The organism is Paenibacillus sp. FSL M8-0228, assembly GCF_038007385.1.
Taxonomy (GTDB): domain Bacteria; phylum Bacillota; class Bacilli; order Paenibacillales; family Paenibacillaceae; genus Paenibacillus; species Paenibacillus polymyxa_D.
Genome location: NZ_JBBOXA010000001.1, coordinates 3,109,458 through 3,133,340, shown reverse-complemented (window position 1 = coordinate 3,133,340; position 23,883 = coordinate 3,109,458). Strand labels below are relative to the sequence as shown.

Here is a 23,883-nt window from a genome sequence, read left to right as displayed (position 1 = left end):
TCAGTTAGACTAGGATAAGCCGGACGGGTTCGATTTAATTCGACATATTTCCCGTTTTTAATCATTTTCCATGTGATAAAATTGATTATGAAAAAAATAACAATCTTTTAAATAAAGGTGAAAACAATCTACATATAAGAAAAGGAGGGTGAAAGCGGGATATATATTGTAAATGCCGGCATGTACAAATGCCCCGAAGGAAATGCCTGTTTGTCAGGCAAGTTCCCACTCATATAAGTCCTCAGCTTTACACTCCAATATCCTAGAAATGAGGACTGCCGCCTCGAATGACATTTTGTCACGTCCCGCGATCCAGTTGGATATTTGTTGCCGCGAATATCCAGTTCGTCGGGCGAGCCATGATTGAGTGCGTCCATGAGATTTGAGTTCCTCTTTCAAAAGGCATTTCCCCCGAGTAAGTTTTTGCACCTTACTTGCTCCTAACAGGGGAAAAGTGTTTCGTTCAGAGTATACAGGTAAATTACTTTTTTATCAATTATATTGTGGAGTTGATTGGATGGTTGCAGATAAAAATGAAAATGTAACTTGCACTAGCTTTTATACAATAAAGATGGCACGACTCGCTTCAGGATATAGTGAGTTAATAGCTTGCAATATACTTGGTATGTCAATGAATGAATTAAAACATATAGAGGAAGATTCATCCGATTTAACAATAGCTCGAGCACAGCAAATGTCCTCGTTATATGAGGTTTCAATAGATTCAATCTATTTCGGAAAAATTAATATAAACTAATAAAATAGAGAAATGACCGGATGATACGCAAAATTAAAAACTGAAATCTACCAAAAACAGCCGCGATATGATATCCAGGCTGTTTTTTGGCGGATAAAGACTTGGAGCAATTCAATAAATACCGTTTGGATTTGCCAGATAACGGTTTTAGCGTTATAACAGAAAGAGGGCATTTAAGAAGAACGGAGTGAGAATATGAATCATACATCATTAAACGCAGAAAAATTCCAGCGTAAAGCAGTTCAGGTGGAAGAGGCACAAAGCAGGATAGCTAGTCATGTTAAACAGGGTGAAAGGGAGGACGTAGGGCTTGAGCAAGCACATGGTCGCTATCTGGCGATGGATTTGACTGCGCCACATCCGTATCCCCGCTTTCGTCGTTCTGGTATGGACGGCTATGCGATCCTTGCCTCGGACACTGAAGTCTGTTCGACCGGTCAGGAAATCTGGCTACACGTGATTGATGAAATTCCTTGTGGCACTGTATCGGACAAGCGGGTGGAGACGGGAATGGCAGCCCGCATCATGACAGGAGCACAACTACCTGAAGGAGCGGACACGGTGGTTATGCTGGAGGCGACACAGCTGCGTGAGGAAAATGGACAGACATATGTTGGCTTAAAGAAGCGTATGGAAGTTGGCAAAAATGTGACACAAATTGGTCATGAGATTAAGGAAGGTCAGCTTTTGCTCAGTAAGGGAACTTGCGTGGGAGCGGGGCATGTCTCAGTACTGGCTACTTTTGGTGTACATCGGGTGCCTGTTTACAGGAAGCCAAGGGTGGCTGTCTTTTCCACAGGGTCAGAATTGCTCGCAGTGGATGAGCCGTTACAACCGGGAAAAATTCGAAACAGTAATACATATATGCTGGCTTCTCAAATCAGAGAGGCAGGAGGAGAGCCGTTCATTTTACAAGCCATTCATGATGATTTGAGTCTTGCCCGTACCTCTGTACGTGAAGCCATAGCTGCCTATGATATCGTGGTCACGAGTGGAGGAGTATCGGTGGGGGATTTTGATATTATGGGTGACCTGGTACGACAGGAAGATGTGAATATGCTGTTCAACAAAGTTACGATGCGTCCAGGAAGTGTGACCACAGCCGCAGTGATTGACGGCAAGCTGTTATTTGCGCTTTCAGGCAACCCCGGTGCGTGCTTTGTAGGCTGTGAGCTGTTTGTACGGCCGACGATCCAAATGATGTTATCTTCGGCACATCCATATTTACAAACCTGGACGGCGAAGTTAGGCGCAGATTATACGAAGGTAAACAACTATACACGCTTTGTACGCAGCTCTTTGGAGATACGTGGTGGACAAGTATACGCGATTCCTGCGCGAGCAGATGAATCTAGTGTCATGGTGACCATTAAGGACAGCGACTGTCTGATCGTGATTCCTCCTACAACAGAAGGATTACGCAAAGGTGAAGAGGTGCGAGTACTGGTATTACAAGGTGGACAGGTAACGTGAATACGAAACATCCATTTGTATGTCAAATCGTCGGATTCAAAAATACGGGGAAAACGACCTTTCTCGGAGGGTTAATTCGTTATGTGCAGAAGTCAGGTCTACGCGTAGCAGTGATCAAGCATGATGGACATGAATTTGAAATGGATCATGAGGGTACTGATACGTATAAGCACCGACAGGCGGGTGCTGAAGGCGTAGCTATTGTTTCGGCTGGAAGAACAGCTATTTTAGAGGAGAATAGTCAGCCTGTCACCAGTCTGATACGGCATTTTCAGGCCTATGATTGTGTGTTGCTGGAAGGCTTCAAGCAGGAGGATTATCCGAAGCTGGTCATGGTTAAGGAACAATCGGATGCTCAGCTTACCGATAAGCTGACAAATGTACAGGGGGTAGCGGTTTGGGAGCATCAAATGGATTGGGCTCAACATCACTACTCAGATGAAATGATACAAATATTTCCTGCTGAGGCCAACGGACCCGCAGGCCGCTGGCTACTCGAACAGATTCAAAAGCAGATAGAAGGAATGAGGAATAAGCAGGGGTGAGACATCAATCGGCTGAGTCGCTTAGAGTCTCTACCCGCCGTTCGATCGCCTGGGACATGGTTTTGTCAGTCAGGTGGGCATACACTTCTGTTGTTTCTGTCGAAGCGTGCCCCAGTTGTTCCTTTGTTTTGTAAATATCATTTTGTAAATAATAATCAGTAGCAAAGGAATGACGAAGCTTATGCACGGTAAGGTAAGGCTTACCGAAACGCTTGGCGTACTTTATGATCATTGCCTGAATCGCTCTTTTGGTCATCCGTTTGCCTTCTGTACTCCCGTTAGGACGTGTGACAAAGAGAGCCTTTTCTTTTTTTGGAGCGCGGTAACGGGTATGTCTCAGGGACAAATAAAGTACGAGATCATCTTTGGATTGCTCGCGGAAATACACCGGCGTTTTAAAGGTTTCGTCGTTATTGCCTTTGCGATACACATATAATAATTTATTGTTTATGTCTAAATCATCCAGATTCAGATTGACGATTTCAGATACGCGCAGGCCTGAGTTCAAAATGAGGCTGGCGATGCAGGCATCCCGTTCCTTATTTAGTTCATAGGAGTATAGCGCCTGCTTATTATCGGCCAAATCCTGACCATAGCCTTCATAAATATAACCGATGAATTCAAGCAATTCTTCCTCTTCCAGTATTTTACCTTTAAGCTTGGCCGCCGTATCCTTGGGTTTATGTATACGCTTGATTTCGACCTTGGCCATAATGTTGCGTTTGAGCAATGGATAAAAATTTTCATCCTCAGCGATCTGACTTAAATAATGAAAAAGCGAACGCAGAGACGACAGCTTACGTGAAATGGTTATACGGGAGTTGGAGCCTTCGAGCTTAGTAGACAGAAATAATCGAAAGCCTGTAATACTGTCCATGTGAAGTGTCTCCAACTCTTCAAGTGTAACTTGGGCATTCGTTTCTCCGGCAGACAAGCCTTCCGAGCGAAGCCATGAAAAGAAAGCTTCGTAATCCCGCACATATTCTAGTAGTGTGGAAGGGGACAGGTCGGGCAGCTTATAATCCATAAATTGCTGCACGTACCATGGTAATCCCGGCATTTTTTCATCTAGTTTGCGCCGGTCGATGATCTTTTGTATATTCATTGGGTTCCACCTCGTCCGGTCATAATATATATGTATTTTAGCATATTTTGAACAGCACTGGATGGGATGTAATTCGAAGTTAAAGAACGGATTGAACCGCCAAGAGAGGTGAAAGTATGGGGTATAATATCAAATCGGAACTGAAGCTGTCTATTAAGAGTGTACCGGAGTCGCAAAAGGACATTATTGTACAGCTCATGCAATTTTATTTATACGATTTTACAGCCTATCTGCGAATTGATGTCACTGAGAAGGGGACATTCCCGGCTTATCCAGACTTGTATCAATATTGGACGAGCGGCGAACAGAAGTTGCCTTTTCTGATTTGGAGACAGGATGTTCCTGTGGGCTTTGCACTCGTTGACCGAATGTCCAGCAATCGAGAAGCTGACTACTACATGGCTGAGTTCTTTGTACTTCGTCCTTATCGGCATAATGGGGTTGGGACTTGGGCGGCTCATGAGCTGTTTGGACGTTTTAACGGACGCTGGAAGGTGACCCAGATGAGTACGAATAGGCCGGCACAATCCTTTTGGCGTAAGGTGATTGGAAGCTATACGAAAGGTGAGTACAGGGAACAGACACATCCCGTAAGAGGAAACATTAGTCAGTTTTTCAATACCTGAAAAATTCTAAATAGATAAGTTAGTAATGAAAAAGAGTTGGGGAGAGTATCCTATCGGCTCTTTTTTGTTGTAAATTCAAGTCTTCTATGATAAGAGAGCTACATTCTACAGGCTGTTCATGGTAAGATAAGGATAGAAGCATATAAATTCAATAGGAAAAGAGGGTATTATGCTAGAAAAATGGGTTCAGGAATTAAAAGATGGTGAACAAGAGCTGATTGCGTGGAGAAGACATCTACATCAGCATCCCGAGCTTTCTTTTGAAGAAACGAATACATCTGCTTTTATCGCCGATCAATTGCGCTCTTTTGGTATTGAGGTAAGAACGAATGTGGGTGGAAACGGTGTGCTCGGGTTTTTAGAAGGCGGTCAGCCAGGTAGAACGATTGCATTTCGTGCTGATTTTGATGCACTTCCTATTCAGGATGAAAAGGAAGTGCCTTATAAATCGACCGTTCCGGGTGTTATGCATGCCTGCGGGCATGATGGTCACACGGCTGCATTACTTGGAGTGGCACGCGTGTTGAGCCATAACCGTGAGGCGCTGAAGGGAAAGCTTGTGTTTATTTTTCAACATGCAGAAGAAAAACCGCCTGGCGGAGCCAAGTTTATGATTGAGGATGGCTGTCTGGAAGGGGTAGAGGCGGTATACGGTATTCACCTCGCGTCTGAAATTCCTTTTGGTAAAATTGGATTAAAGAGTGGGCCTGCGATGGCGGCTGTCGACGCGTTTACGATCCAGATCAACGGTAAAGGCGGGCATGGCGCACGACCGCACCAGACGGTAGACTCTATTGTTATCGGCAGTCAAATTGTGAACGGGTTGCAGCAGGTGGTTAGTCGCAGGGTGGACCCTATTGAATCAGCAGTGTTAACAATTGGGGTATTTCAAGCTGGAACTGCCTTTAATGTGATTGCAGATAAGGCCAAAATTGAAGGGACTGTACGTACGTTTAATAAGGAAGTGCGTAAGGAAGTCGAGAATGAAATTCGCAGTATCGTCAAGGGGTTGACTGAGGCTTATCATGCCGGATACGAAATGGACTATTTGAATGGCTATCCTTCTTTGGTGAATGCCGAAGCCGAAACGGAGCGTGTACGCGAGCTCATCGGCAGACTGTATGGAGCAGACGCTTTTTTGGATTTGAAGCCGGTCATGGGAGCAGAGGATTTTGCCTATTATTTGGAGCAACGACCGGGAGCCTTCATTCATGTAGGTGCCCGTAATGAGGATGAACGAACGCATTTTGCTCATCACCATCCTCACTTTGATTTTGATGAGCGGGCATTGCTCGTCTCAGGGCATATTTTTTTAGCTCTGGCGCTTGAATACTTGCAATAATATGCATTTGTTTATGACTAAAGCCAGTATTAACGGAAGTAACGGAAGCTGGAACCGCGCATAGCGCGGTTTTTTTGTTGTAAATCCAAGTATTTTGACACCCATAAAGAATGAAAATAAAGTAATTAATTCACTATGTGAAAAATTCATAATAGAAATAAATAAAAGGTGTTAACTCTGAAGGAAGTCTAAACCTCATACTATAAGCTGCGGAGCAGGAGATAATATCGCATGATCTTGATTTTTCGTACAAGGAAATGAAAAAAAGATGACGAATCTATTGAGCATGACAACAGTGTAAGCGCTAACAAATTGGGTGTTGCACTATATTTATTGGGATGAATGGGGGTGAGTCTAAGAGAACATTTGTCAGAATTGTGAGAAGCAACGATAACGATAGGAACGAATTCGTATATTCAAATGATTATGAAGAAGGAGGTTGAATTCATTGACTAAGGCAAAAAACAGGTTGAAGATTGCTTGTTTGGCGCTTGTGGTAGCGGGTGCTTCCTGGACAGGAATGATAGCGCCGACTCATGCTGCTTCAAGTGACGATTACAGTTGGAAAAGTGTCGTTACGGGTGGAGGTGGTGGTTTTGTACCTGGCATTATTTTTAATGAAACGGAAAAAGACCTGATCTATGCACGTACAGATATTGGAGGGGCTTACCGGTGGAATGCTGCCAATGAGAGCTGGATTCCGCTGACGGATTCTGTGGGCTGGGAGGATTGGAACAAAAATGGTGTCGATGCACTAGCAACTGATCCTGTTGATCCAAACCGTGTATATATAGCTACAGGTACGTATACTAATTCATGGGATAAACAAAACGGGCAAATTATGCGTTCCACCGACAGGGGCAATACGTGGCAGACGACCAAGCTTCCTTTTAAGGTGGGGGGCAATATGCCGGGGCGCTCGATGGGGGAACGTCTGACGATTGATCCAAATAGGAATAATATTTTGTTCTTTGGAGCTCGAAGTGGTAATGGACTATGGAAAAGCTCTGATTTTGGAGCAACTTGGAGCAAGGTGAGCAGTTTCCCAAATCCAGGGACGTATGTACAGGACCCTTCCAATGAATATACCAGCGACATTGTCGGTTTAGCCTGGATCACCTTTGACAAAAAAACAGGCTCTTCGAGTAAAGCAACGCAGACGATCTATGTAGGTGTAGCAGATAAAAAGCAAAGTGTCTATCGCAGTACAGATGGCGGGACAACCTGGTCTGCTATAGCGGGACAGCCTACGGGCTATTTGCCACATCACGGTGTGTTATCAACGGACGGCAATCTATATATTTCTTATAGCGATGGAGCCGGTCCATATGACGGAACAAAGGGTGAACTGTGGAAATTGAATACAGCCAGCGGGCAGTGGACTAACATTAGCCCCATAGGTAGCAGTAGCGCGGACAATCATTTTGGATATGGTGGACTGACGGTGGATGCCCAGAAGCCAGGTACACTTATGGTTGCTACGTTGAATGCCTGGTGGCCGGATGAAACGATTTACCGCAGCACGGACAGTGGGGCAACCTGGAGTCCTATTTGGGAATTTGATGGTTATCCGTCTCGCAAGCTGAAATATAATCTGGATATAAGCGGTGCACCTTGGCTGACTTTCAATGCCAACCCGGCTCCACCGGAAGTATCGCCCAAGCTGGGGTGGATGATCGGTGATCTGGAGATAGATCCATTTAATTCAGACCATATGTTGTACGGCACCGGAGCTACGATTTATGGCTCTAAAAATCTAACCAATTGGGATAAAGGCGGAAAGCTGGATATTTCAGTAGCCGCTAAAGGGGTAGAGGAAACGGCGATTTTGGATCTGGTGAGCCCTCCAACCGGCGCGCCTTTGGTGAGCGCAGTAGGTGATGTCTCTGGATTCAGACATGACGATTTATTCAAGGCTCCAGCTAAAATGCTGGATAATCCGACTTTTACAAGCAGCGAAAGTATTGATTATGCCGAGCTGAATCCTTCTTTTATGGCTCGGGTAGGTAAAGCGGATTATAAAAAAGATCCAAATGCCAAATCCATCGGTATTTCCAATGATGGTGGAGCCAACTGGTATAAGGCAAATAGCGAGCCTTCTGGTACAGCAGGAGGGGGCAGCATCGCTGTAGCAGCAGATGGTAATGGCTTGCTGTGGAGTACCTCAGACAAAGGTGTGTTCTACTCCAAAACTGGTGGCAACTCATGGACAGCAAGCACAGGGATTCCAGCGAATGCAAAGATCGTCTCTGACCGAGTGAACCCTAATAAATATTACGCATTTGCCTCCGGGAAAATATATGTGAGCACCAATGGTGGCGTATCCTTTACGCCTTCAGCGGTAACTGGCTTACCGACAGCAGGCAATGCTGATATTGATGCTGTACGAGGAGCAGAAGGAGATGTGTGGTTCGCCGGAGGCTCCGAGGATGGGGGGGCATATGGTTTATGGCATTCCAACGATTCCGGCGCTACGTTCACCAAGCTCTCTAATGTGCAGGAAGCGGATTTTGTAGGCTTTGGTAAGGCAGCGCCGAACCGCACGTATGCAGCGGTATTTATCGTTGGTAAAATAGATGGTACACGTGGATTTTACCGATCGGACGATGCTGGTGCAAACTGGGCGCGCATTAATGATGACAAACATCAATATGCTCGAGTGACCAAAATTATTGGGGACCCGCGGGTTTATGGACGTGCTTATCTGGGAACGAATGGCCGCGGCATTCTGGTGGTAGATCGTGTGGGTGGTGATCAGCCATCTACCGGGCAAGCAAGTATTACACCAACGACTGCAACCTATGGAGTGAATAACAACAATACAGATATTACTGTCAAGCTAACACTTAACGGCAATACGCTGGAAGCGATCAAGCAGGGGAGTGTGGTGTTGAACAAAGGTGAAGATTATACGCTTAGTGAGGATACAGTCGTTCTTACCAACAAGTATTTATCTAAACTTCCTAAAGGAGAGACAGCACTAAACTTCCATTTTAGTACAGGCAATGATGCGTTGTTTACGATTACGGTGAAAGGGGATACGCCAAGTGAGCCAGGAACAGGCGAGGGCGTTCTGAAGGTGCAAACCTTCAATGGGAATGTATCCACCACAAGCAATACAATCAGTTCCAAATTTAAAATAACCAATACGGGAACCTCATCCATTTCCCTAGCAGATGTGACATTGCGTTATTATTACACCATTAACGGGGAGAAAACACAAAATTTCTTCACGGATTGGTCGAGCGTCGGTACAGGGAATGTGATTGCTAGCTTCAAAACATTATCCAATGCGAAGCCAGGGGCAGACTCTTATGCAATAATTGGGTTTAAATCGGCTGCGGGTTCTTTAGAGCCTGGTCAAAGTGTGGATTTGCAAACCCGGATATCCAAAGAGGACTGGAGTAGTTACACACAGACCGATGATTATTCATTTAATCCTACAGCAAACAGTTTACAAGATTCTGCTAAAATAACCGCTTATCTGTCTGGAAGCAAGCAATGGGGAATTGAGCCCTAAACCTTAATAAGGATAATCCTAAGTCAGCCACTCTAATGAGTGAGCTGGCTTTATTTTGATGACCTTGTTGTCCCGCATTCTTTTTTTAGGAAAAAGCAACGACAAGTTGAAAACAGCAACTAATAGAGATTCAAATTAGATAATATAATTATTTCATTATATGAAAAATTAACAATAGAAAAAAACTCTTTCTCGCATACGATCTCAATATAACAAACACACCACCTTAAGTAGAAAAAAGAAGCAACAACAGGAACGTATGTTCTTTTATCTCGAAAAAGAAACGCTCCTGTCCTTAGACAAAAAGCGTCTCTAATCCATTTTTTATATTATCATACACCTCAAACAAGATGCCGGGATACTGAAATTAACAGTGTCATCGTAATGACATTCATAATCGTTGATAGTAATACTGTTTGTGCGGCAAAATCGGGTTCATTTTTATATTCTTCCGCCAAAATACTTGTATTAACTCCGGTAGGCATACCCGATGCAATGAGCAAGGCTTGAGCGGGAATCCCTTTAAGACCCAGTAGCAAGACGAGCAGAAAACCGACCAGTGGACCTGCAATCAGGCGTAGTACCATACTGATGTATACGGCTGTCCGGCGCAAACGAAAGGGATATTGCACAATTTGTGCTCCCAAAGTAAGTAGAGCCACGGCAACCATCGACTGACTAATATATTTCAAAGGTTCAGCCAGTAAATTAGGCAACGGACTATGCAACAGATTTAGGAGCAAACCTAGTGCAAGTGCATAAGGTACAGGCATTTTCAAAAAATTAATTAAAATTTTTCGAGTGTTAGCCTTACCGTTCTGTACAACAAAAGTACCGTATGTAAATGTAACAAAGCTTTGAAAGGTCATAATCAGAGCCTGAACGGAAATGGCTAGCGGATCACCTTTGAACACTAACTGATTGATTGGTAGACCATAATTTCCTGAATTATCTAGCATTACACTGTTTGTAAAAGCTCCACGCATTCCAGGGCTGTATTTCAGCGATCTGGCGACGGTAGTACTGATTACGTACAGAATAGCTATGTACAAGGCATAAAAAAGTGAAACCTCACCCATGAGCATTAAAGAAATTTCCGAGTGATATAGACCCGTAAACACAACTGCGGGGGTGATATAATAAAAATTGATTTTAGCTAAGGTATACAAATCCAGTCGAAAATAATATTGCATGATACAACCAAAACCGATAAGTACAAAAATAGGTAAAACAACGTCCAAAAGAATGGTGCCGAACATGTCTGTTTCATCTTCTTTCTATTATGCGAATGTAAAGGCTGTTTCTTATAAATGCATGGGCATTTTCTCATTATACTGTGTAAATAGGTTAGACGTATAATAAAATTTTATAGTGGTTTTGGTAATCTGGACTGCAGCTATAGTGGTGTCTCACACATTAAATAAAAAAAGATAAAAAATCAGCTTAGAGAAACCGTTAATACATCTAGGGACGATTGAGCCCGGTGTTTACTATAAGGAGGAATCGCATCATGAAAAACACTTGGACAGCTTTACTAGCGTGTATACTGGTCTTGGGATTGGCAGCGGGAACCGCTGAAGCCAAGCAGGGACGCGGAAATGATCAGGGGAACAAACAGGAAGCAAAGACGTCTGTTAAAGACGGGAATGAAAAGAGCGGGGAAGAGCTAATCAATCCCCATGACTCAGACAATGATCAGTCCAAAAAACAAAAGGACAAAGCATCCGGTAAAAAGGATGAAAACAGTAAAAAAGACAAACACGCAGAAATCAGAAAAACTGAACCTGTTACAGTAACGGATGATACATACGGGGGGTCCAAAGACCATAATGGTCACAAGGGACGCAACGGTTACAAGGGTCTGCTTCACGCGGTAGAAAATACGAAGGATAAGCCGGCAGGAGCGGTTATTGCGAATCTGCTGCTTACGAAATACCCGGACCGTTTGACTTCGGAGCAGGTTGCTGAACTTGAATTGATCCGGAATTCTGGTAAAGCACTGACTGAGGCAGCTGAGCTACTGGCTGAAAACGGAAATGTGACAGATGCCGTTTACATGCAGGAGGAGGCGGTACTGGCTAATGTGTCCGATCTGGACAGCTACAAAAAGCTGGGTGAATTCTCGAAGAAGGCCGGACGGCCGTCGGGTATGAAGCTGTTCGTGAATGGTGAAGAATACGACGCCAAACCGATTAACCGCAATGGGACCACACTTGTTCCGTTTAGAACAGCTTCCGAAGCTTTGGATGCAAAGGTTTCCTGGGATCCGAAAGAAAAGGCTGTTACTGTCACCCGTAACGGCGTGTCCGTCAAATTATTTGTTAACAGTCCGAAAGCATATATTAACGGTCAGCCGTATTCTATCGAGCAGCCAGCATCCATAGTGGATGGGACGACAATGGTACCTGTAAGGGTAATCGGAGAGGTCTTGGGGACAAATGTTAAATGGGAGCCTGAGAGCCAGTCCGTTGTTGTATACGAGCAGCCAACAACACCTGCATCAACATCATAACGTGCTGTAACAAATATTTTGTAAACAAAAAGGGCCCCTGACTAAATGTCAGGCCTTTTTGTTTTACCTTGCAATGAATGATTCCGTATTCTTTTTAATGGTGAGAGGATAGATAGCCTTCATGATACTACCAAGCTATTCGCATTATGTGCTGGTCATGTGTACAATTAAATAGAGAACACTGACAAAAGGGAGTGTTATAGATGGATTTAGGATTAACGGGAAAAGCAGCCTTTGTTGCAGGTTCCAGTAAAGGACTCGGCAAGGCAAGCGCACGGGAGCTGGCACGCGAGGGTGCGAATGTCATCATTTCAGGACGGAACGAAGCAGAGCTTCAGCGGACGCAGGCGGAATTACTGGAAACAGCGAGTGGCCGCGTTGAATATGTAGTTTGCGATGTAACAAAACCAGAAGATATCTCCCAGGCCATCCGCCGTACAGCTGATTTGTTTGGCACCGTTGATATTTTGGTTAACAATGCGGGTGGGCCTCCTGCTGGTACCTTTGATGATTTTACTGATGAAGTGTGGATGCAGGCCTTTGAACAAAATTTACTTAGTCATATCCGGTTGATCCGTGAGGTGTTACCCTATATGAAAAAACAACAAAGCGGTAGGATATTAAATATTGCTTCTTCCTCAGTTAAGCAGCCAATTCCGGGACTAATCATTTCAAATACGCTACGTACTGGAGTCGCTGGATTGGCGAAAACATTGTCTCTGGAATTGGCTCCTCATAATATTCTGGTACATACTGTAGCACCGGGGAGAATTGCAACCGATCGCGTGCGTAGCTTGGACGAGCATCGAGCTGAGAAAACCCAGCAAACGACGGATCAGGTTCGAAAACAAGCAGAAGAGGGCATTCCATTGGGGCGGTATGGAGAGCCTGAAGAGTTCGGTAAAGTTGTTGCTTTTCTGGCGTCTTCAGCTTCATCCTATTTGACAGGGAGCACCATCCTTGTGGATGGCGGAATGATTAAATCGTTATAAAATAAAGAAGCGTGCCAGCCTCAGGTTTAATAGGGGGCTGGCACGCTTTTTTAAAATTTATTTAGGGAGTTGGAAATGTTCATTCAAGGACTGTTCAGCTCTCGCGGCCTGGAAGTTCACAACCCTCATCCGTACATACACCACCTGCATCCTGTTTGGACGAGCTGCCACTTATCATAGTGAAAGGTGAGCGTCCATCCCATGCTTTTTGAAGTGCGTCATGAAATACTTCCTCCGGCTGGGCACCAGAAACGGCAAATTTTCGATCAAATACAAAGAATGGTACACCCTGAACACCCAACTCAGCGCCTTCGGCTTCATCAGCTCTAACTTCGTCGGTAAAACGGTCACTGGCTAATATAGCAGCCGCTTCCTTTTGATCTAGACCAACTTCAGTAGCCAGCGCTGCCAGCACTTCATGATCCCCTGTATGCTTGCCTTCGATGAAAACAGCATGGAATAAGCGCTCGCTCAGCTCCAGCATTTTGCCTTGTGTTTGAGCCCAAAGTGTTAAGCGGTGAGCATCAAGAGAGTTCGTCGGCACCATGGCATGAATATTATACTCAAGACCCGCAGAGCGTGCATTTTCGTTCATTCGATCATTCATAGCCTGAGCCTCTTGCAGACTGACCCCATATTTAGCGGCTAGTTCTTCATTGATCGTTTTACCACTATCTCTCACAGCACCCGGGTTCAATTCGAAACTCTTAAATGTCAATTGCACCTCATTGTGATGTGGAAATTTCTGTAACACTTGCTCCAAACGGCGTTTACCAATATAACAGAACGGACACATATAATCAGACCAAACTTCGATATTCATCAGGGATAAGCCTCCATGTATACGTATTTTATTGTGTAACCGGGAGCATTGCTCCTCACTTTAGAATGTGTATAAAGGTGGAACTTCACTAGTTACAATAAGAATTATAAAGCTAAAGGATTTAACGTGCAAATAATTAATGCTTGTCAAAAAATTAATGCTGTGATATTTTATATGTGTAACCGGTTACACATTGGAGTTGAACCTACACTATGACAACAATTAAAGAAGTCGCCAGCTTTGCAGGGGTTTCCGTAGCAACCGTTTCCAGAGTTATCAATGAAACTGGATATGTGCATGAGGATACACGGCGAAAGGTTGAGGCTGCTGTGAAGCAGTTAAATTACAAGCCTAATGAAGTTGCACGTTCTTTGTATAAAAAGAAATCTAGATTAATCGGTCTTTTGCTGCCGGATATTACGAACCCTTACTTTCCCTTGTTAGCTCGCGGGGTAGAGGATCGAATGCAGGAAAATGATTTCCGGATTATTTTCGGTAATAGTGATGAAGATCGTCAAAAAGAATTGGATTACATGGATACTTTTGTTCAAAATAATGTCGTTGGTGTTATTTCTTCTACCAATGATCCCGATGCCGATTGTTACGCAAAATTGAAGATCCCGGTCGTTTTTCTCGATCGAACTTCCAGTGACAGCCTCTCCGTATATGCAGATGGAGCCCATGGTGGTTGCTTGGCTGCTCAAGAAATGGTTGCACGCGGCAGCAAACAAATTACAGTCATGCAGGGCCCTGCACATATTCGTCCAGCACAAGACCGTTTTCGCGGGGCGGTTGAAGAGCTTCAGCAATCCGGAATTGCTTACCATGTGGTCGAGACAACGTCCTTTTCGTTCAAGGAGGCCGAGTCGTGGGCCAAAGAGCTGTTTAGCAAGTATCCCGATACGGACGGAGTTATCGCAAGTAATGATATCGTGGCTACAGCGGTGATGCATGAGGCACATAGATTAGGAAAGAAAATCCCGGATGATGTTCAAATTATCGGGTTTGATGATATACCACTAAGTAGTTTGTTATTCCCGCCTTTGTCAACGATTCGACAGCCTGCTTATGAAATGGGCTGGGAAGCAGCAGGACTACTCATTCAGTTGATTGAGCATTCGCAAGTAACGAAGTCAAGTGTACCTAATCTTCATTCGAAAGTACTTACCTATTCAAGCATACAATTGCCCGTCAAATTTATAGAACGGGATACAACGAGAAGGGTGGATAATGATGGCTAAAATTTCGATTATCGGAAGCAGTTCTATGGATCTCGTAGTTACTTCGTCCAAACGTCCCGGTGCTGGTGAAACGGTATTGGGTGAAAGCTTCACAACCGTACCTGGAGGTAAAGGAGCCAATCAGGCAGTAGCCGCAGCACGACTCGGAGCCGACGTTACGATGATTGGACGTGTAGGGGATGATCATTTTGGGAAGCAGATTTTACGTAATTTTGAAGAAAATCATGTTCATACCGATTATGTGAAACCGGTTACACATATGGAAAGCGGTACAGCGCATATTATACTAGCTGAAGGCGATAACAGTATTGTCGTGGTAAAAGCAGCGAATAATGAAGTGACGCCCGCCTATGTGGAAGAAGCGCTTGACGTCATCCGAAGTTCGGATATTGTGCTAATTCAACAGGAAATACCAACAGAAACGGTTGTTTACGTAAGCGAGATTTGTGCGAAATACCAGATACCCTTGTTGCTGAATCCAGCCCCGGCTCGTGAAGTAGAGGAAAGCGTAATTGCGAATGCGACCTACATTACGCCAAACGAGCATGAAGCTGCCATTATGTTTAAGGATTTAAGTCTTCAAGAAGCGCTGCGCAAATATCCCAACAAGCTGTTTGTGACTGAGGGCAGCAACGGTGTACGGTTCTTCGACGGAGAACAGGAAGTCGTGGTTCCTACTTATAAAGTAGAAGCTATTGATACGACAGGTGCAGGAGATACGTTTAACGCTGCTTTTGCAGTGGCTTTAGCTGAAGGAAATTCGCTGGCAGACAGTGTGAAATTTGCTAATCGTGCTGCGTCATTATCCGTTACCAAATTTGGTGCCCAAGGTGGAATGCCAACCCGTCGTGAAGTGGAGGAGCAAATATAATATGAAGAAACATGGAATCCTAAACAGTCATATATCCAAAATACTGTCGGATCTCGGCCACACTGACTATATTGTCGTGGCTGATGCTGGCTTACCTGTTCCTGAAGGCGTTACCAAAATTGATTTGGCCCTTAAACTGGGTGTTCCATCCTTTCAGGACGTCGTTGATGTCATTGCAGCAGATATGGTGATCGAAAAAGTAACGCTGGCCGAAGAAATCAAACAAGAAAATGAACAAGCATTACAGTATATTATGCACAACTTTGCAGGGGACCAATTAGAACAGCCACAGATTAGTAAGCAGGTTGCCGTCATTGAGTTTTGCTCTCATGAACAATTCAAGGAGCTGACCCGTTATGCAAAGGCGATCATTCGTACAGGAGAGGCTAAACCGTATGCCAATTGTATTTTGCAGGCAGGAGTTCATTTTGGATAAATCAATGTTGAATAAAAAGGAGGGTACAGCATGCAGATTCAAATGAAAGGAATTCACAAAGCCTTTGGAACCAATCAGGTACTGAGTGGTGTTCACTTTGATCTTCGTGAAGGAGAAGTACATGCCCTCATGGGTGAAAATGGTGCAGGCAAATCAACGCTGATGAATATTCTAATCGGACTGCATCGGCGAGATGAGGGAACGATCATCATTGACGGCCAGGAAACCTATTTTGCTGACCCCAAAGAAGCGGAGCAAAAAGGAATTGCTTTTATTCATCAGGAACTGAATGTGTGGCCGGAGATGACTGTGCTGGAAAATCTGTTTATCGGCAAGGAAATGACATCCAAGTGGGGCTTACTAGATAGCTCCAAAATGAAAGCGCTAGCAAATGAACAATTCAGCAAGCTTTCGGTAAACCTTCCATTGAACGGTGAAGCAGGCGAGTGTTCAGTGGGTCAACAGCAGATGATTGAAATTGCCAAAGCACTCATGACAGATGCTAAAGTTATCGTGATGGATGAGCCGACAGCCGCCTTAACCGAACGGGAAATTCAGAAGCTATTCGAGGTTATTACTTCCTTGAAAAAAGTTGGTGTTTCGATTGTGTATATTTCACATCGGATGGAGGAAATATTCGCGATCTGTGATCGGATTACCATCATGCGTGATGGGAAAACGGTGGATACTCAGGCGATTCCCGATACGAATTTTGATGAGGTTGTACGGAAAATGGTAGGTAGAGAGCTGACTGAACGCTACCCGGTAAGAACGCCTGCTTTGGGAGAAGTGGTGCTGGAGGTCAAAAATGCTTCGCATAAAGGGTTGTTTGAAAATGTGAATTTCACTGTACGATCTGGGGAAATTGTAGGTTTTTCAGGCTTGATGGGCTCGGGACGGACCGAGATCATGCGTGCGTTATTTGGACTGGATGCTTTGGATCGTGGTGAGATTCATGTGCGTGGAAAAAAGGTGTCTATTCGTAAACCGGATGATGCAGTGAAACTAGGGATTGGCTTCATTACAGAAGACCGAAAAGATGAGGGTTTGGTGCTGGATTTTTCTATCCGGGAAAATATGGTACTGCCGAATCTGTTCAGTTTTACTTCAAAAGGATTTATTTCAGGTAAAAAAGAGGTAGATTTTGTTAACACTTTAATTAAGCGCTTACAAATCAAAACCCAATCGGGCGAAACAACGGTTCGCAGTTTGTCAGGTGGTAACCAGCAAAAAGTGGTTATTGCCAAATGGGTAGGTATTGGTCCGAATGTACTTATCCTTGACGAACCGACGAGAGGTGTGGATGTGGGAGCCAAGCGGGAAATTTACCAGTTGATGAACGAGTTGACCGAACGTGGAGTCGCGATTATCATGGTATCCTCGGAACTCCCTGAGGTACTCGGCATGAGCGATCGTATTGTCGTAGTGCACGAGGGAAAGATCAGCGGAGAGCTGAGCAGGGAAGAAGCCACACAAGAAAATATTATGACGCTAGCTACAGGAGGACAGTAATATGACAACTATGAATGAATCAAAAAGCAGCAAAGGCTTTCAAATGTCACAAATCACACAGAAGCTTGGCCCATTGTTGGGGCTCATTATTTTGGTAATCATTGTATCGGTCTTAAATCCCAGCTTTTTGGAACCGCTTAATATTTTGAATTTATTGCGCCAGGTATCCATTAATGCGTTGATTGCGTTCGGTATGACCTTCGTTATTCTCACAGGCGGAATTGATTTGTCAGTCGGCTCCATATTAGCACTATCCAGTGCGTTTGTCGCAAATATGATGCTGGCCGGGTTCGATCCTATTTTGGCGATTATCATCGGTTGTGCATTGGGTGGCGTGATGGGGATGGTCAACGGCTTGATGATTACGAAAGGTAAAATGGCACCGTTTATTGCTACACTAGCAACCATGACTATTTTCAGAGGATTGACACTCGTTTATACCAACGGTAACCCTATTACAGGACTCGGAGACAGTCTGGTATTTCAATTGTTCGGACGTGGCTATCAGTTCGGTATTCCGGTTCCAGCGATTACGATGCTCATTACCTTTGCTGTTCTATGGATCATTTTGCATAAAACACCATTCGGACGCAAAACGTATGCCATTGGTGGTAACGAGAAGGCTTCAATTGTATCTGGTATTAAAGTACCGCGTGTAAAAATCTGGATTTATTCTCTGGCTGGAATGCTTTCCGCGTTGGCGGGAGCTATCTTGACTTCACGTTTGAACTCGGCGCAACCTACAGCAGGTACTTCTTATGAATTGGACGCCATTGCGGCTGTCGTATTAGGTGGAACAAGCCTCTCGGGAGGACGCGGACGAATCGTAGGTACATTAATTGGTGTGCTTATCATCGGTACGCTAAACAATGGCTTGAACTTGCTGGGGGTTAACTCATTTTATCAAATGGTGGTAAAAGGGATCGTCATCGCTATTGCTGTATTGATTGACCGTAAAAAATCCGCATAATACACCTAATCTGCGTAGAAGGAGACACATAAATATGAAAAAGCTTACATTAATCATGACTGCCTTGCTGCTCCTGCTCATGACAGGGTGTTCCTTGGAACCGCCCGAATGGGCGAAACCTAAAGCGGCCGCGAACCTGAAGGACATTAAAATCGGCTTGTCGATCTCAACACTGAATAATCCATTCTTCGTCTCTCTCAAAGACGGAGTTGTGGCAGAGGCCAAAAAACAAGGAATGCAGGTCATTGTTGTGGATGCACAAAATGATTCGGCGAAACAAAGTAATGACGTGGATGATCTGATTCAACAGGGAGTAAACGCGTTACTCATTAATCCGACAGATTCTTCGGCCATTTCCACTGTGGTACAATCAGCGAATGCATTGAACATCCCGGTTATTACACTGGATCGTTCTGCTGACAAAGGCGATGTAAAAGCACTCGTCGCTTCAGACAACGTAGAGGGAGGACGAATGGCTGCCCGATATGTGATTGATCAAGTTGGAAAAGGTGCCAAGGTGATCGAGCTGGAAGGTGTTCCAGGAGCATCCGCTACCCGTGAACGTGGGAAAGGCTTCCATGAAGTAGCAGATAAGGATCTGAAAGTCATAGCTAAACAATCGGCCGATTTTGATCGGACCAAAGGTTTGAACGTGATGGAAAATCTGCTGCAAGGCAACCCGGACGTTCAGGCAGTATTTGCCCACAATGATGAAATGGCGTTGGGTGCGATCGAAGCAATCCAAAGCTCAGGTAAGAACATTCCAGTCATCGGTTTTGACGGTAACGAGGATGCGCTTAAATCAATTAAGGAAGGGAAACTGACAGCCACCGTAGCTCAGCAACCCGAGCTTATTGGTCAATTGGCGGTGCAGGCAGCCAAGGATGTACTTCAAGGTAAAACCGTGAAAACATCCATTCCCGCTAAGCTGGAGTTAGTGGATCAATCGAAATAAAAAGGACGCTTGACCTAACATATTAAGCTATTCGGACTGATGCTGTAATGCGCATCAGTTCTTTTTTTTGGCTATTCTACGATGACGATACATACACATAAATGGAAGTTTTTTATTTTTGTATTGTAAGAACAGACGGTAAAAGATAGAATAACAATTATATGATAATGAGAATCACTATCATATTATGAATTGTATATATCTAAGGAGGACGTATATTGTGCAACAAAGGTACAGATTAAAATGGGAATCCACGTTTTGTCTTGTGGTTCTTTTGATGGTTGTATTGAGTGCATGTGGAAACGCAGCTAGCAACAACCAGACAAATGACAAGACCAGCACTAATGATCCTTCCGGACAATCCAAAACGGTTGTCATGCGCGAATATACTGATGCTACTGGTAATAAGATCAGTATCCCTGCAAATCCACAGCGAGTTGTCACGACACAATATTTGGATGCTATGCTGGCCTTGGGAGTTAAGCCTGCAGGTGCTGCTTCCCACTTGTTGGAAGGCGACTATTTAAAAGGTAAGATTGACGGAGTTGCGGATATTGGGAACCCGACAAATGTAGAAAAGGTGCTGGAGTTACAACCGGACCTGATCATCACAACAGAATATACCACGCCAGAAGTGAAGGAGCAGCTGGAGAAAATTGCTCCAACCGTGGTCGTTTCGTTTGGAGATGGCGACTTATTTGAGCAACTGCGGAATGTCGCAGCCGTGCTGGGTAAGGAGAAGGAAGCCGAGCAGTGGATCGCTAGTTTCAACAAAAAGGCTGAAGAAGGTCGAAAGAAGCTGGCTGGAAAATTCAAAAAAGATGAAACGGTTACGATTTATATGGCCTACGATAAGAATGTGTTAAGGGTATACGGAGCGCGGAATGTAGGACATGTTATTTACCGTTCACTGGAATTGAATCCTCCTGAGTACATACGCCAGAAGCTGGCGAAGGACCCGAGATTTAATTATGTTTATGATGTTATTTCAATGGAAAAGCTGCCTGAACTATCAGGAGACCGAATTATTATGCTGGTTTATGATGAAGCGAGCAAGGACGGAATGCTTAAGCAAATTGAACAAAGTGCACTGTGGAGAAATCTTCCGGCTGTCAAGAACCACAAAGTGTATTTCATCAAAGCAGATCCGTGGTTTACGTACTCACCGCTAGCCGTTGACCAATCTCTGGATGAGGCCGTTAAAATGTTTTCCGTTGATCCGAAGTGATCAGTTCAATTGAAATTAGAAAGGAGAAGTCATGACTATGCTTAGACGGTTTTTTGAATACTACCGTCCTTACCGGACTTTGTTCATCATTGATTTCTCTTGTGCCTTGCTGGCAGCACTGCTGGAGTTAGCTTTTCCGCTTGCAGTCAACCGGGTGGTCGATGATTTGCTACCCAGTGGGAACTGGAAATGGATTTTATATGCCTGTCTAGCTCTACTCGGTATTTATGTCATAAGTGCTGCGCTGAATTACGTAGTTACCTATTGGGGGCACAAGCTGGGTATTAACATCGAATCGGACATGCGTAAAAAGCTATTTGATCGGGTACAAAAGCAATCTTTTCGCTTTTTTGACAATAACAAAACAGGGCATCTCGTTTCCCGTATGACCAACGACCTGATGGATATTGGGGAAATTGCCCACCACGGACCCGAAGATTTGTTCATCGCGTTGATGACACTGGGGGGAGCCTTTGGTATCATGCTCAGCATTAACTGGAAGCTGGCTGTACTGACTTTCATCATTGTACCCCTCATGATTTACTTGTCTCTTTATTTCAGCCGTAAAATGTCTGCTGCTTTCCATCGTATGTTTTCTGATATTGCGGATTATAACGCTCGCATTGAAAATAATGTCAGCGGGATTCGCGTTGTTCAAGCGTTCTCCAACGAAGCACATGAAATGGAACGTTTTGCTGAGAATAATGGACGTTTTCGTAAAACGAAGCTGATCGCGTACCGGATTATGGCCTGGAATTCCTCGATTAGTTTTATACTAATGAAGCTGGTTTCATTGTTTGTGCTTGTGTGTGGAACATGGTTTGTTATCGAAGGACAGATGACCTACGGGGAATTTATCGCATTTGTGATGCTGTCTAATGTATTCCTGGGGCCAATTAAACAAATTAATTCTGTCATCGAAACGTATCCGAAAGGGATTGCCGGCTTCCGACGGTACCTGGATTTGCTGGAAAGTGAATCGGATGTAGAAGATCTGCCTGGGGCCAAGGCGGTTAGCCATCTTAATGGAGATATTCAATTTGCAGGTGTAACGTTTGGTTACGAAAGCAAAGATAAGGTATTACGCAAAGTAGACCTATCTATCCATGCAGGTGAAACCGTAGCACTTGTAGGTCCTTCAGGAGCAGGTAAAACGACACTTTGCAGTTTGTTGCCTCGCTTCTACGATGTTGAGGAAGGTAGCATTACCATTGATGGGATGGATATCCGTGAAATGAAGCTGGATTCGCTGCGATCCATGATTGGTATCGTACAGCAGGATGTATTCCTCTTTGATGGAACGATTCGTGAAAATATTGCTTACGGTAAGCTTGATGCTTCGGAAGAAGAAATCTGGGATGCTGCTCGTCGAGCTCAGATTGAAGACCTTGTTCGCTCATATCCGGATGGTCTGGGTACAATGATCGGTGAGCGAGGTGTAAAGCTCTCCGGTGGTCAAAAGCAACGTTTGTCTATTGCCCGGATGTTCCTTAAAAATCCGCCTATTCTCATTTTAGATGAAGCGACATCAGCGTTGGATACAGAGACAGAAGCCGCGATTCAGCAGGCGCTGACAGAGCTTTCCCAAGGTCGCACGACACTCGTTATCGCCCATCGTCTGGCAACAATCAAAAATGCTGACCGCATTATCGTAGTTGCAGATCAAGGAATTGCCGAGCAAGGCAGACATGAAGAGTTATTGGCAGTAAAAGGAGCGTATAGTCGCCTGCACCAAGCTCAATATGGAACGTAAATAGGCCGATATGACACCGTAAATAGAGAGAGGAAGATTGGGCTTGACAAAGAAAATGTGGATTGTGATGATGCTTCTGTCAGTCATTTTAGTTCTTACCGCCTGTAGTGGAAACGTGAAGCAACCGGATGAAAAGCAGAATCAAACTTCTAGTGAACAAAAGTCAGAGGAAATGAAAACAGTCAAAACGATTCATGGAGATATTAAGATTCCGGTTCACCCTCAGCGGATTGTAGTTGATATGTACCAGAATGATTTACTAGCACTAGGGATTAAACCTGTGGGAAGTGTTAAATATTATCTGGATAATCCGTTTTCGAAGGAGATTGTGCAGGGCATTGCAAGCATTGGAGATCGCGGCAGCGTATCCATTGAAACAGTATTGACTCTGGAGCCTGACTTGATTCTAATTGGTTCCAAAGATGCTTCTGAATATGAAAAATATAGTAAAATTGCTCCGACCATCGTCATTCCTTATGGAACGTATAAGAATGTGCATGAGGAACTGACAGCTTTTGGTGAGCTACTTGGAAAAGAACAGGAAGCCAAAACATGGCTTGCCCAATACGATCAGCGGATGCAGGCTGCACGTGACAAGCTAAAGGGTATTATTCAGCCTGAGGATACGTTCACCGTAATGGAAGCTTCGGATAAAGAATACTATGTATATGGTGATAATTTTGGCAGAGGAGGACAGGCCGTATACAGAGGACTCAATTTGACACCTCCGCCGCTTGTCCAAAAAGAATTATTAGGTGAGACTCAATGGAAGTCGGTGTCAAAAGAAGTCATTAATCAATATGCAGGCTCTTATATCTTTCTGACGGTTAACAAGGATTTGAGAGGTTACAAAGGAGACAGCATATGGAAATCACTGAATGCGGTCCGGCAAGGTAAGGTTTTTGAGCTTCAGGAGGATCGATATTGGTACTTCGACCCGATTGCCATTGTAGGACAAGCTGAGGAAATCGCAGATATGATCGTCCAGCGGAATAAAGAGAACGCCGCACAGAAGTAGTCGTTTCGGTGTTGTTCGCAGCCCTTTGGTATTTATGCCGAAGGGCTTTATTTTTTCACAATAGGGTAGAGCATTAGGCACTCCTCGAAATTTGCTATTGAAGCTATTGCCACATTAATTTACAATAGTAAAGATTGCGTGATAATAATTCTCATTATCAACATCATCTTCAACACAGTTCGTGATAGCTACATACTATTCAAC

General features: G+C 44.2%; 21 protein-coding genes. 17 read left to right on the top strand and 4 right to left on the bottom strand.

Annotated features, from left to right (window positions below):
- Positions 1-213 precede the first annotated feature (213 nt).
- Positions 214-429 carry a helix-turn-helix transcriptional regulator gene (locus tag MKY98_RS13775; protein ID WP_016820733.1) on the bottom strand — a complete coding sequence of 72 codons (216 nt, stop codon included), beginning with the start codon at positions 427-429 and terminating at the stop codon, positions 214-216.
- 88 nt (positions 430-517) lie between these two features.
- On the opposite strand from MKY98_RS13775, the gene MKY98_RS13770 reads away from it, so the two are divergent.
- The 3 genes from MKY98_RS13770 (at position 518) to mobB (ending at position 2,775) form a co-directional block, all read left to right on the top strand.
- Entirely contained in the window at positions 518-757 is a 240-nt protein-coding gene (locus MKY98_RS13770; protein WP_029517471.1) for a helix-turn-helix domain-containing protein, read from the top strand.
- A 195-nt stretch (positions 758-952) separates the two neighbouring features.
- Positions 953-2,230 carry a molybdopterin molybdotransferase MoeA gene (locus MKY98_RS13765; RefSeq protein ID WP_029517472.1) on the top strand — a complete coding sequence of 426 codons (1,278 nt, stop codon included), beginning with the start codon at positions 953-955 and terminating at the stop codon, positions 2,228-2,230.
- Positions 2,227-2,775, top strand: a complete 549-nt coding sequence (gene mobB, locus MKY98_RS13760) for a molybdopterin-guanine dinucleotide biosynthesis protein B (RefSeq protein ID WP_029517473.1) — start codon at positions 2,227-2,229, stop codon at positions 2,773-2,775. The genes MKY98_RS13765 and mobB overlap by 4 nt, the downstream gene beginning before the upstream one ends.
- 4 nt (positions 2,776-2,779) lie before the next feature.
- Here the strand turns inward: mobB and xerS are convergent, their stop codons facing one another.
- Positions 2,780-3,880: a tyrosine recombinase XerS gene (gene xerS / locus MKY98_RS13755; RefSeq protein ID WP_029517474.1), complete on the bottom strand. Its 1,101-nt coding sequence runs from the start codon at positions 3,878-3,880 to the stop codon at positions 2,780-2,782.
- A gap of 116 nt (positions 3,881-3,996) precedes the next feature.
- On the opposite strand from xerS, the gene MKY98_RS13750 reads away from it, so the two are divergent.
- From MKY98_RS13750 to MKY98_RS13740, 3 genes are all read left to right on the top strand, one after another.
- Positions 3,997-4,506 (top strand): GNAT family N-acetyltransferase, encoded by a 510-nt coding sequence (locus MKY98_RS13750; protein ID WP_029517475.1) that lies wholly within the window; start codon positions 3,997-3,999, stop codon positions 4,504-4,506.
- Between the two features lie 169 nt (positions 4,507-4,675).
- Positions 4,676-5,848, top strand: a complete 1,173-nt coding sequence (locus tag MKY98_RS13745) for a M20 metallopeptidase family protein (RefSeq protein ID WP_069011749.1) — start codon at positions 4,676-4,678, stop codon at positions 5,846-5,848.
- Positions 5,849-6,296: 448 nt separating this feature from the next.
- The gene (locus tag MKY98_RS13740; RefSeq protein ID WP_069011751.1) at positions 6,297-9,368 is read left to right on the top strand and encodes a X2-like carbohydrate binding domain-containing protein; all 3,072 of its coding nucleotides are present in this window, start codon (positions 6,297-6,299) and stop codon (positions 9,366-9,368) included.
- A 341-nt stretch (positions 9,369-9,709) separates the two neighbouring features.
- Here MKY98_RS13740 and MKY98_RS13735 read toward each other — a convergent pair whose 3' ends face one another.
- Complete coding sequence (locus MKY98_RS13735; RefSeq protein WP_069011754.1) at positions 9,710-10,627, bottom strand: AEC family transporter; 918 nt, start codon at positions 10,625-10,627, stop codon at positions 9,710-9,712.
- 251 nt (positions 10,628-10,878) lie between these two features.
- On the opposite strand from MKY98_RS13735, the gene MKY98_RS13730 reads away from it, so the two are divergent.
- Entirely contained in the window at positions 10,879-11,880 is a 1,002-nt protein-coding gene (locus MKY98_RS13730; RefSeq protein ID WP_069011756.1) for a copper amine oxidase N-terminal domain-containing protein, read from the top strand.
- A gap of 203 nt (positions 11,881-12,083) precedes the next feature.
- Positions 12,084-12,872: an SDR family oxidoreductase gene (locus tag MKY98_RS13725; RefSeq protein ID WP_029517480.1), complete on the top strand. Its 789-nt coding sequence runs from the start codon at positions 12,084-12,086 to the stop codon at positions 12,870-12,872.
- 94 nt (positions 12,873-12,966) lie between these two features.
- Here the strand turns inward: MKY98_RS13725 and MKY98_RS13720 are convergent, their stop codons facing one another.
- A complete protein-coding gene (locus tag MKY98_RS13720) occupies positions 12,967-13,695 on the bottom strand; it encodes a DsbA family oxidoreductase (RefSeq protein ID WP_069011758.1) in 729 nt (242 codons plus the stop codon).
- A gap of 212 nt (positions 13,696-13,907) precedes the next feature.
- Between MKY98_RS13720 and MKY98_RS13715 the strand changes: the two genes are divergently transcribed.
- The 9 genes from MKY98_RS13715 to MKY98_RS13675 all read left to right on the top strand — a co-directional run bounded on the left by MKY98_RS13715 (position 13,908) and on the right by MKY98_RS13675 (position 23,679).
- A complete protein-coding gene (locus tag MKY98_RS13715) occupies positions 13,908-14,936 on the top strand; it encodes a LacI family DNA-binding transcriptional regulator (protein ID WP_069011760.1) in 1,029 nt (342 codons plus the stop codon).
- A complete protein-coding gene (rbsK, locus tag MKY98_RS13710) occupies positions 14,929-15,807 on the top strand; it encodes a ribokinase (protein WP_069011915.1) in 879 nt (292 codons plus the stop codon). Before MKY98_RS13715 ends, rbsK begins: the two co-directional genes overlap by 8 nt.
- 1 nt (position 15,808) lies before the next feature.
- Positions 15,809-16,243, top strand: coding sequence for a D-ribose pyranase (gene rbsD, locus MKY98_RS13705; protein WP_069011762.1), 435 nt, complete (start codon positions 15,809-15,811; stop codon positions 16,241-16,243).
- A 30-nt stretch (positions 16,244-16,273) separates the two neighbouring features.
- Entirely contained in the window at positions 16,274-17,755 is a 1,482-nt protein-coding gene (locus tag MKY98_RS13700; RefSeq protein WP_069011764.1) for a sugar ABC transporter ATP-binding protein, read from the top strand.
- A gap of 1 nt (position 17,756) precedes the next feature.
- Entirely contained in the window at positions 17,757-18,725 is a 969-nt protein-coding gene (locus MKY98_RS13695; RefSeq protein ID WP_013310465.1) for an ABC transporter permease subunit, read from the top strand.
- A gap of 34 nt (positions 18,726-18,759) precedes the next feature.
- On the top strand, positions 18,760-19,680 hold the full coding sequence (gene rbsB / locus MKY98_RS13690) for a ribose ABC transporter substrate-binding protein RbsB (protein ID WP_025720638.1): 921 nt from the start codon (positions 18,760-18,762) through the stop codon (positions 19,678-19,680).
- A gap of 220 nt (positions 19,681-19,900) precedes the next feature.
- On the top strand, positions 19,901-20,908 hold the full coding sequence (locus tag MKY98_RS13685; protein ID WP_069011766.1) for an ABC transporter substrate-binding protein: 1,008 nt from the start codon (positions 19,901-19,903) through the stop codon (positions 20,906-20,908).
- 37 nt (positions 20,909-20,945) lie between these two features.
- Positions 20,946-22,661: an ABC transporter ATP-binding protein gene (locus MKY98_RS13680; RefSeq protein ID WP_069011768.1), complete on the top strand. Its 1,716-nt coding sequence runs from the start codon at positions 20,946-20,948 to the stop codon at positions 22,659-22,661.
- A gap of 37 nt (positions 22,662-22,698) precedes the next feature.
- The gene (locus MKY98_RS13675) at positions 22,699-23,679 is read left to right on the top strand and encodes an ABC transporter substrate-binding protein (protein WP_069011770.1); all 981 of its coding nucleotides are present in this window, start codon (positions 22,699-22,701) and stop codon (positions 23,677-23,679) included.
- Positions 23,680-23,883 lie beyond the last annotated feature (204 nt).

Bases quoted from the DNA above. Each gene is read 5' to 3' on its own strand.
- MKY98_RS13770 (WP_029517471.1), top strand. From the start codon at position 518: ATGGTTGCAGATAAAAATGAAAATGTAACTTGCACTAGCTTTTATACA.
- MKY98_RS13765 (WP_029517472.1), top strand. From the start codon at position 953: ATGAATCATACATCATTAAACGCAGAAAAATTCCAGCGTAAAGCAGTT.
- xerS (WP_029517474.1), bottom strand. From the start codon at position 3,880: ATGAATATACAAAAGATCATCGACCGGCGCAAACTAGATGAAAAAATG.
- MKY98_RS13750 (WP_029517475.1), top strand. From the start codon at position 3,997: ATGGGGTATAATATCAAATCGGAACTGAAGCTGTCTATTAAGAGTGTA.
- MKY98_RS13745 (WP_069011749.1), top strand. From the start codon at position 4,676: ATGCTAGAAAAATGGGTTCAGGAATTAAAAGATGGTGAACAAGAGCTG.
- MKY98_RS13735 (WP_069011754.1), bottom strand. From the start codon at position 10,627: ATGTTCGGCACCATTCTTTTGGACGTTGTTTTACCTATTTTTGTACTT.
- MKY98_RS13730 (WP_069011756.1), top strand. From the start codon at position 10,879: ATGAAAAACACTTGGACAGCTTTACTAGCGTGTATACTGGTCTTGGGA.
- MKY98_RS13725 (WP_029517480.1), top strand. From the start codon at position 12,084: ATGGATTTAGGATTAACGGGAAAAGCAGCCTTTGTTGCAGGTTCCAGT.
- MKY98_RS13720 (WP_069011758.1), bottom strand. From the start codon at position 13,695: ATGAATATCGAAGTTTGGTCTGATTATATGTGTCCGTTCTGTTATATT.
- MKY98_RS13715 (WP_069011760.1), top strand. From the start codon at position 13,908: ATGACAACAATTAAAGAAGTCGCCAGCTTTGCAGGGGTTTCCGTAGCA.
- rbsK (WP_069011915.1), top strand. From the start codon at position 14,929: ATGGCTAAAATTTCGATTATCGGAAGCAGTTCTATGGATCTCGTAGTT.
- rbsD (WP_069011762.1), top strand. From the start codon at position 15,809: ATGAAGAAACATGGAATCCTAAACAGTCATATATCCAAAATACTGTCG.
- MKY98_RS13700 (WP_069011764.1), top strand. From the start codon at position 16,274: ATGCAGATTCAAATGAAAGGAATTCACAAAGCCTTTGGAACCAATCAG.
- MKY98_RS13695 (WP_013310465.1), top strand. From the start codon at position 17,757: ATGACAACTATGAATGAATCAAAAAGCAGCAAAGGCTTTCAAATGTCA.
- rbsB (WP_025720638.1), top strand. From the start codon at position 18,760: ATGAAAAAGCTTACATTAATCATGACTGCCTTGCTGCTCCTGCTCATG.
- MKY98_RS13680 (WP_069011768.1), top strand. From the start codon at position 20,946: ATGCTTAGACGGTTTTTTGAATACTACCGTCCTTACCGGACTTTGTTC.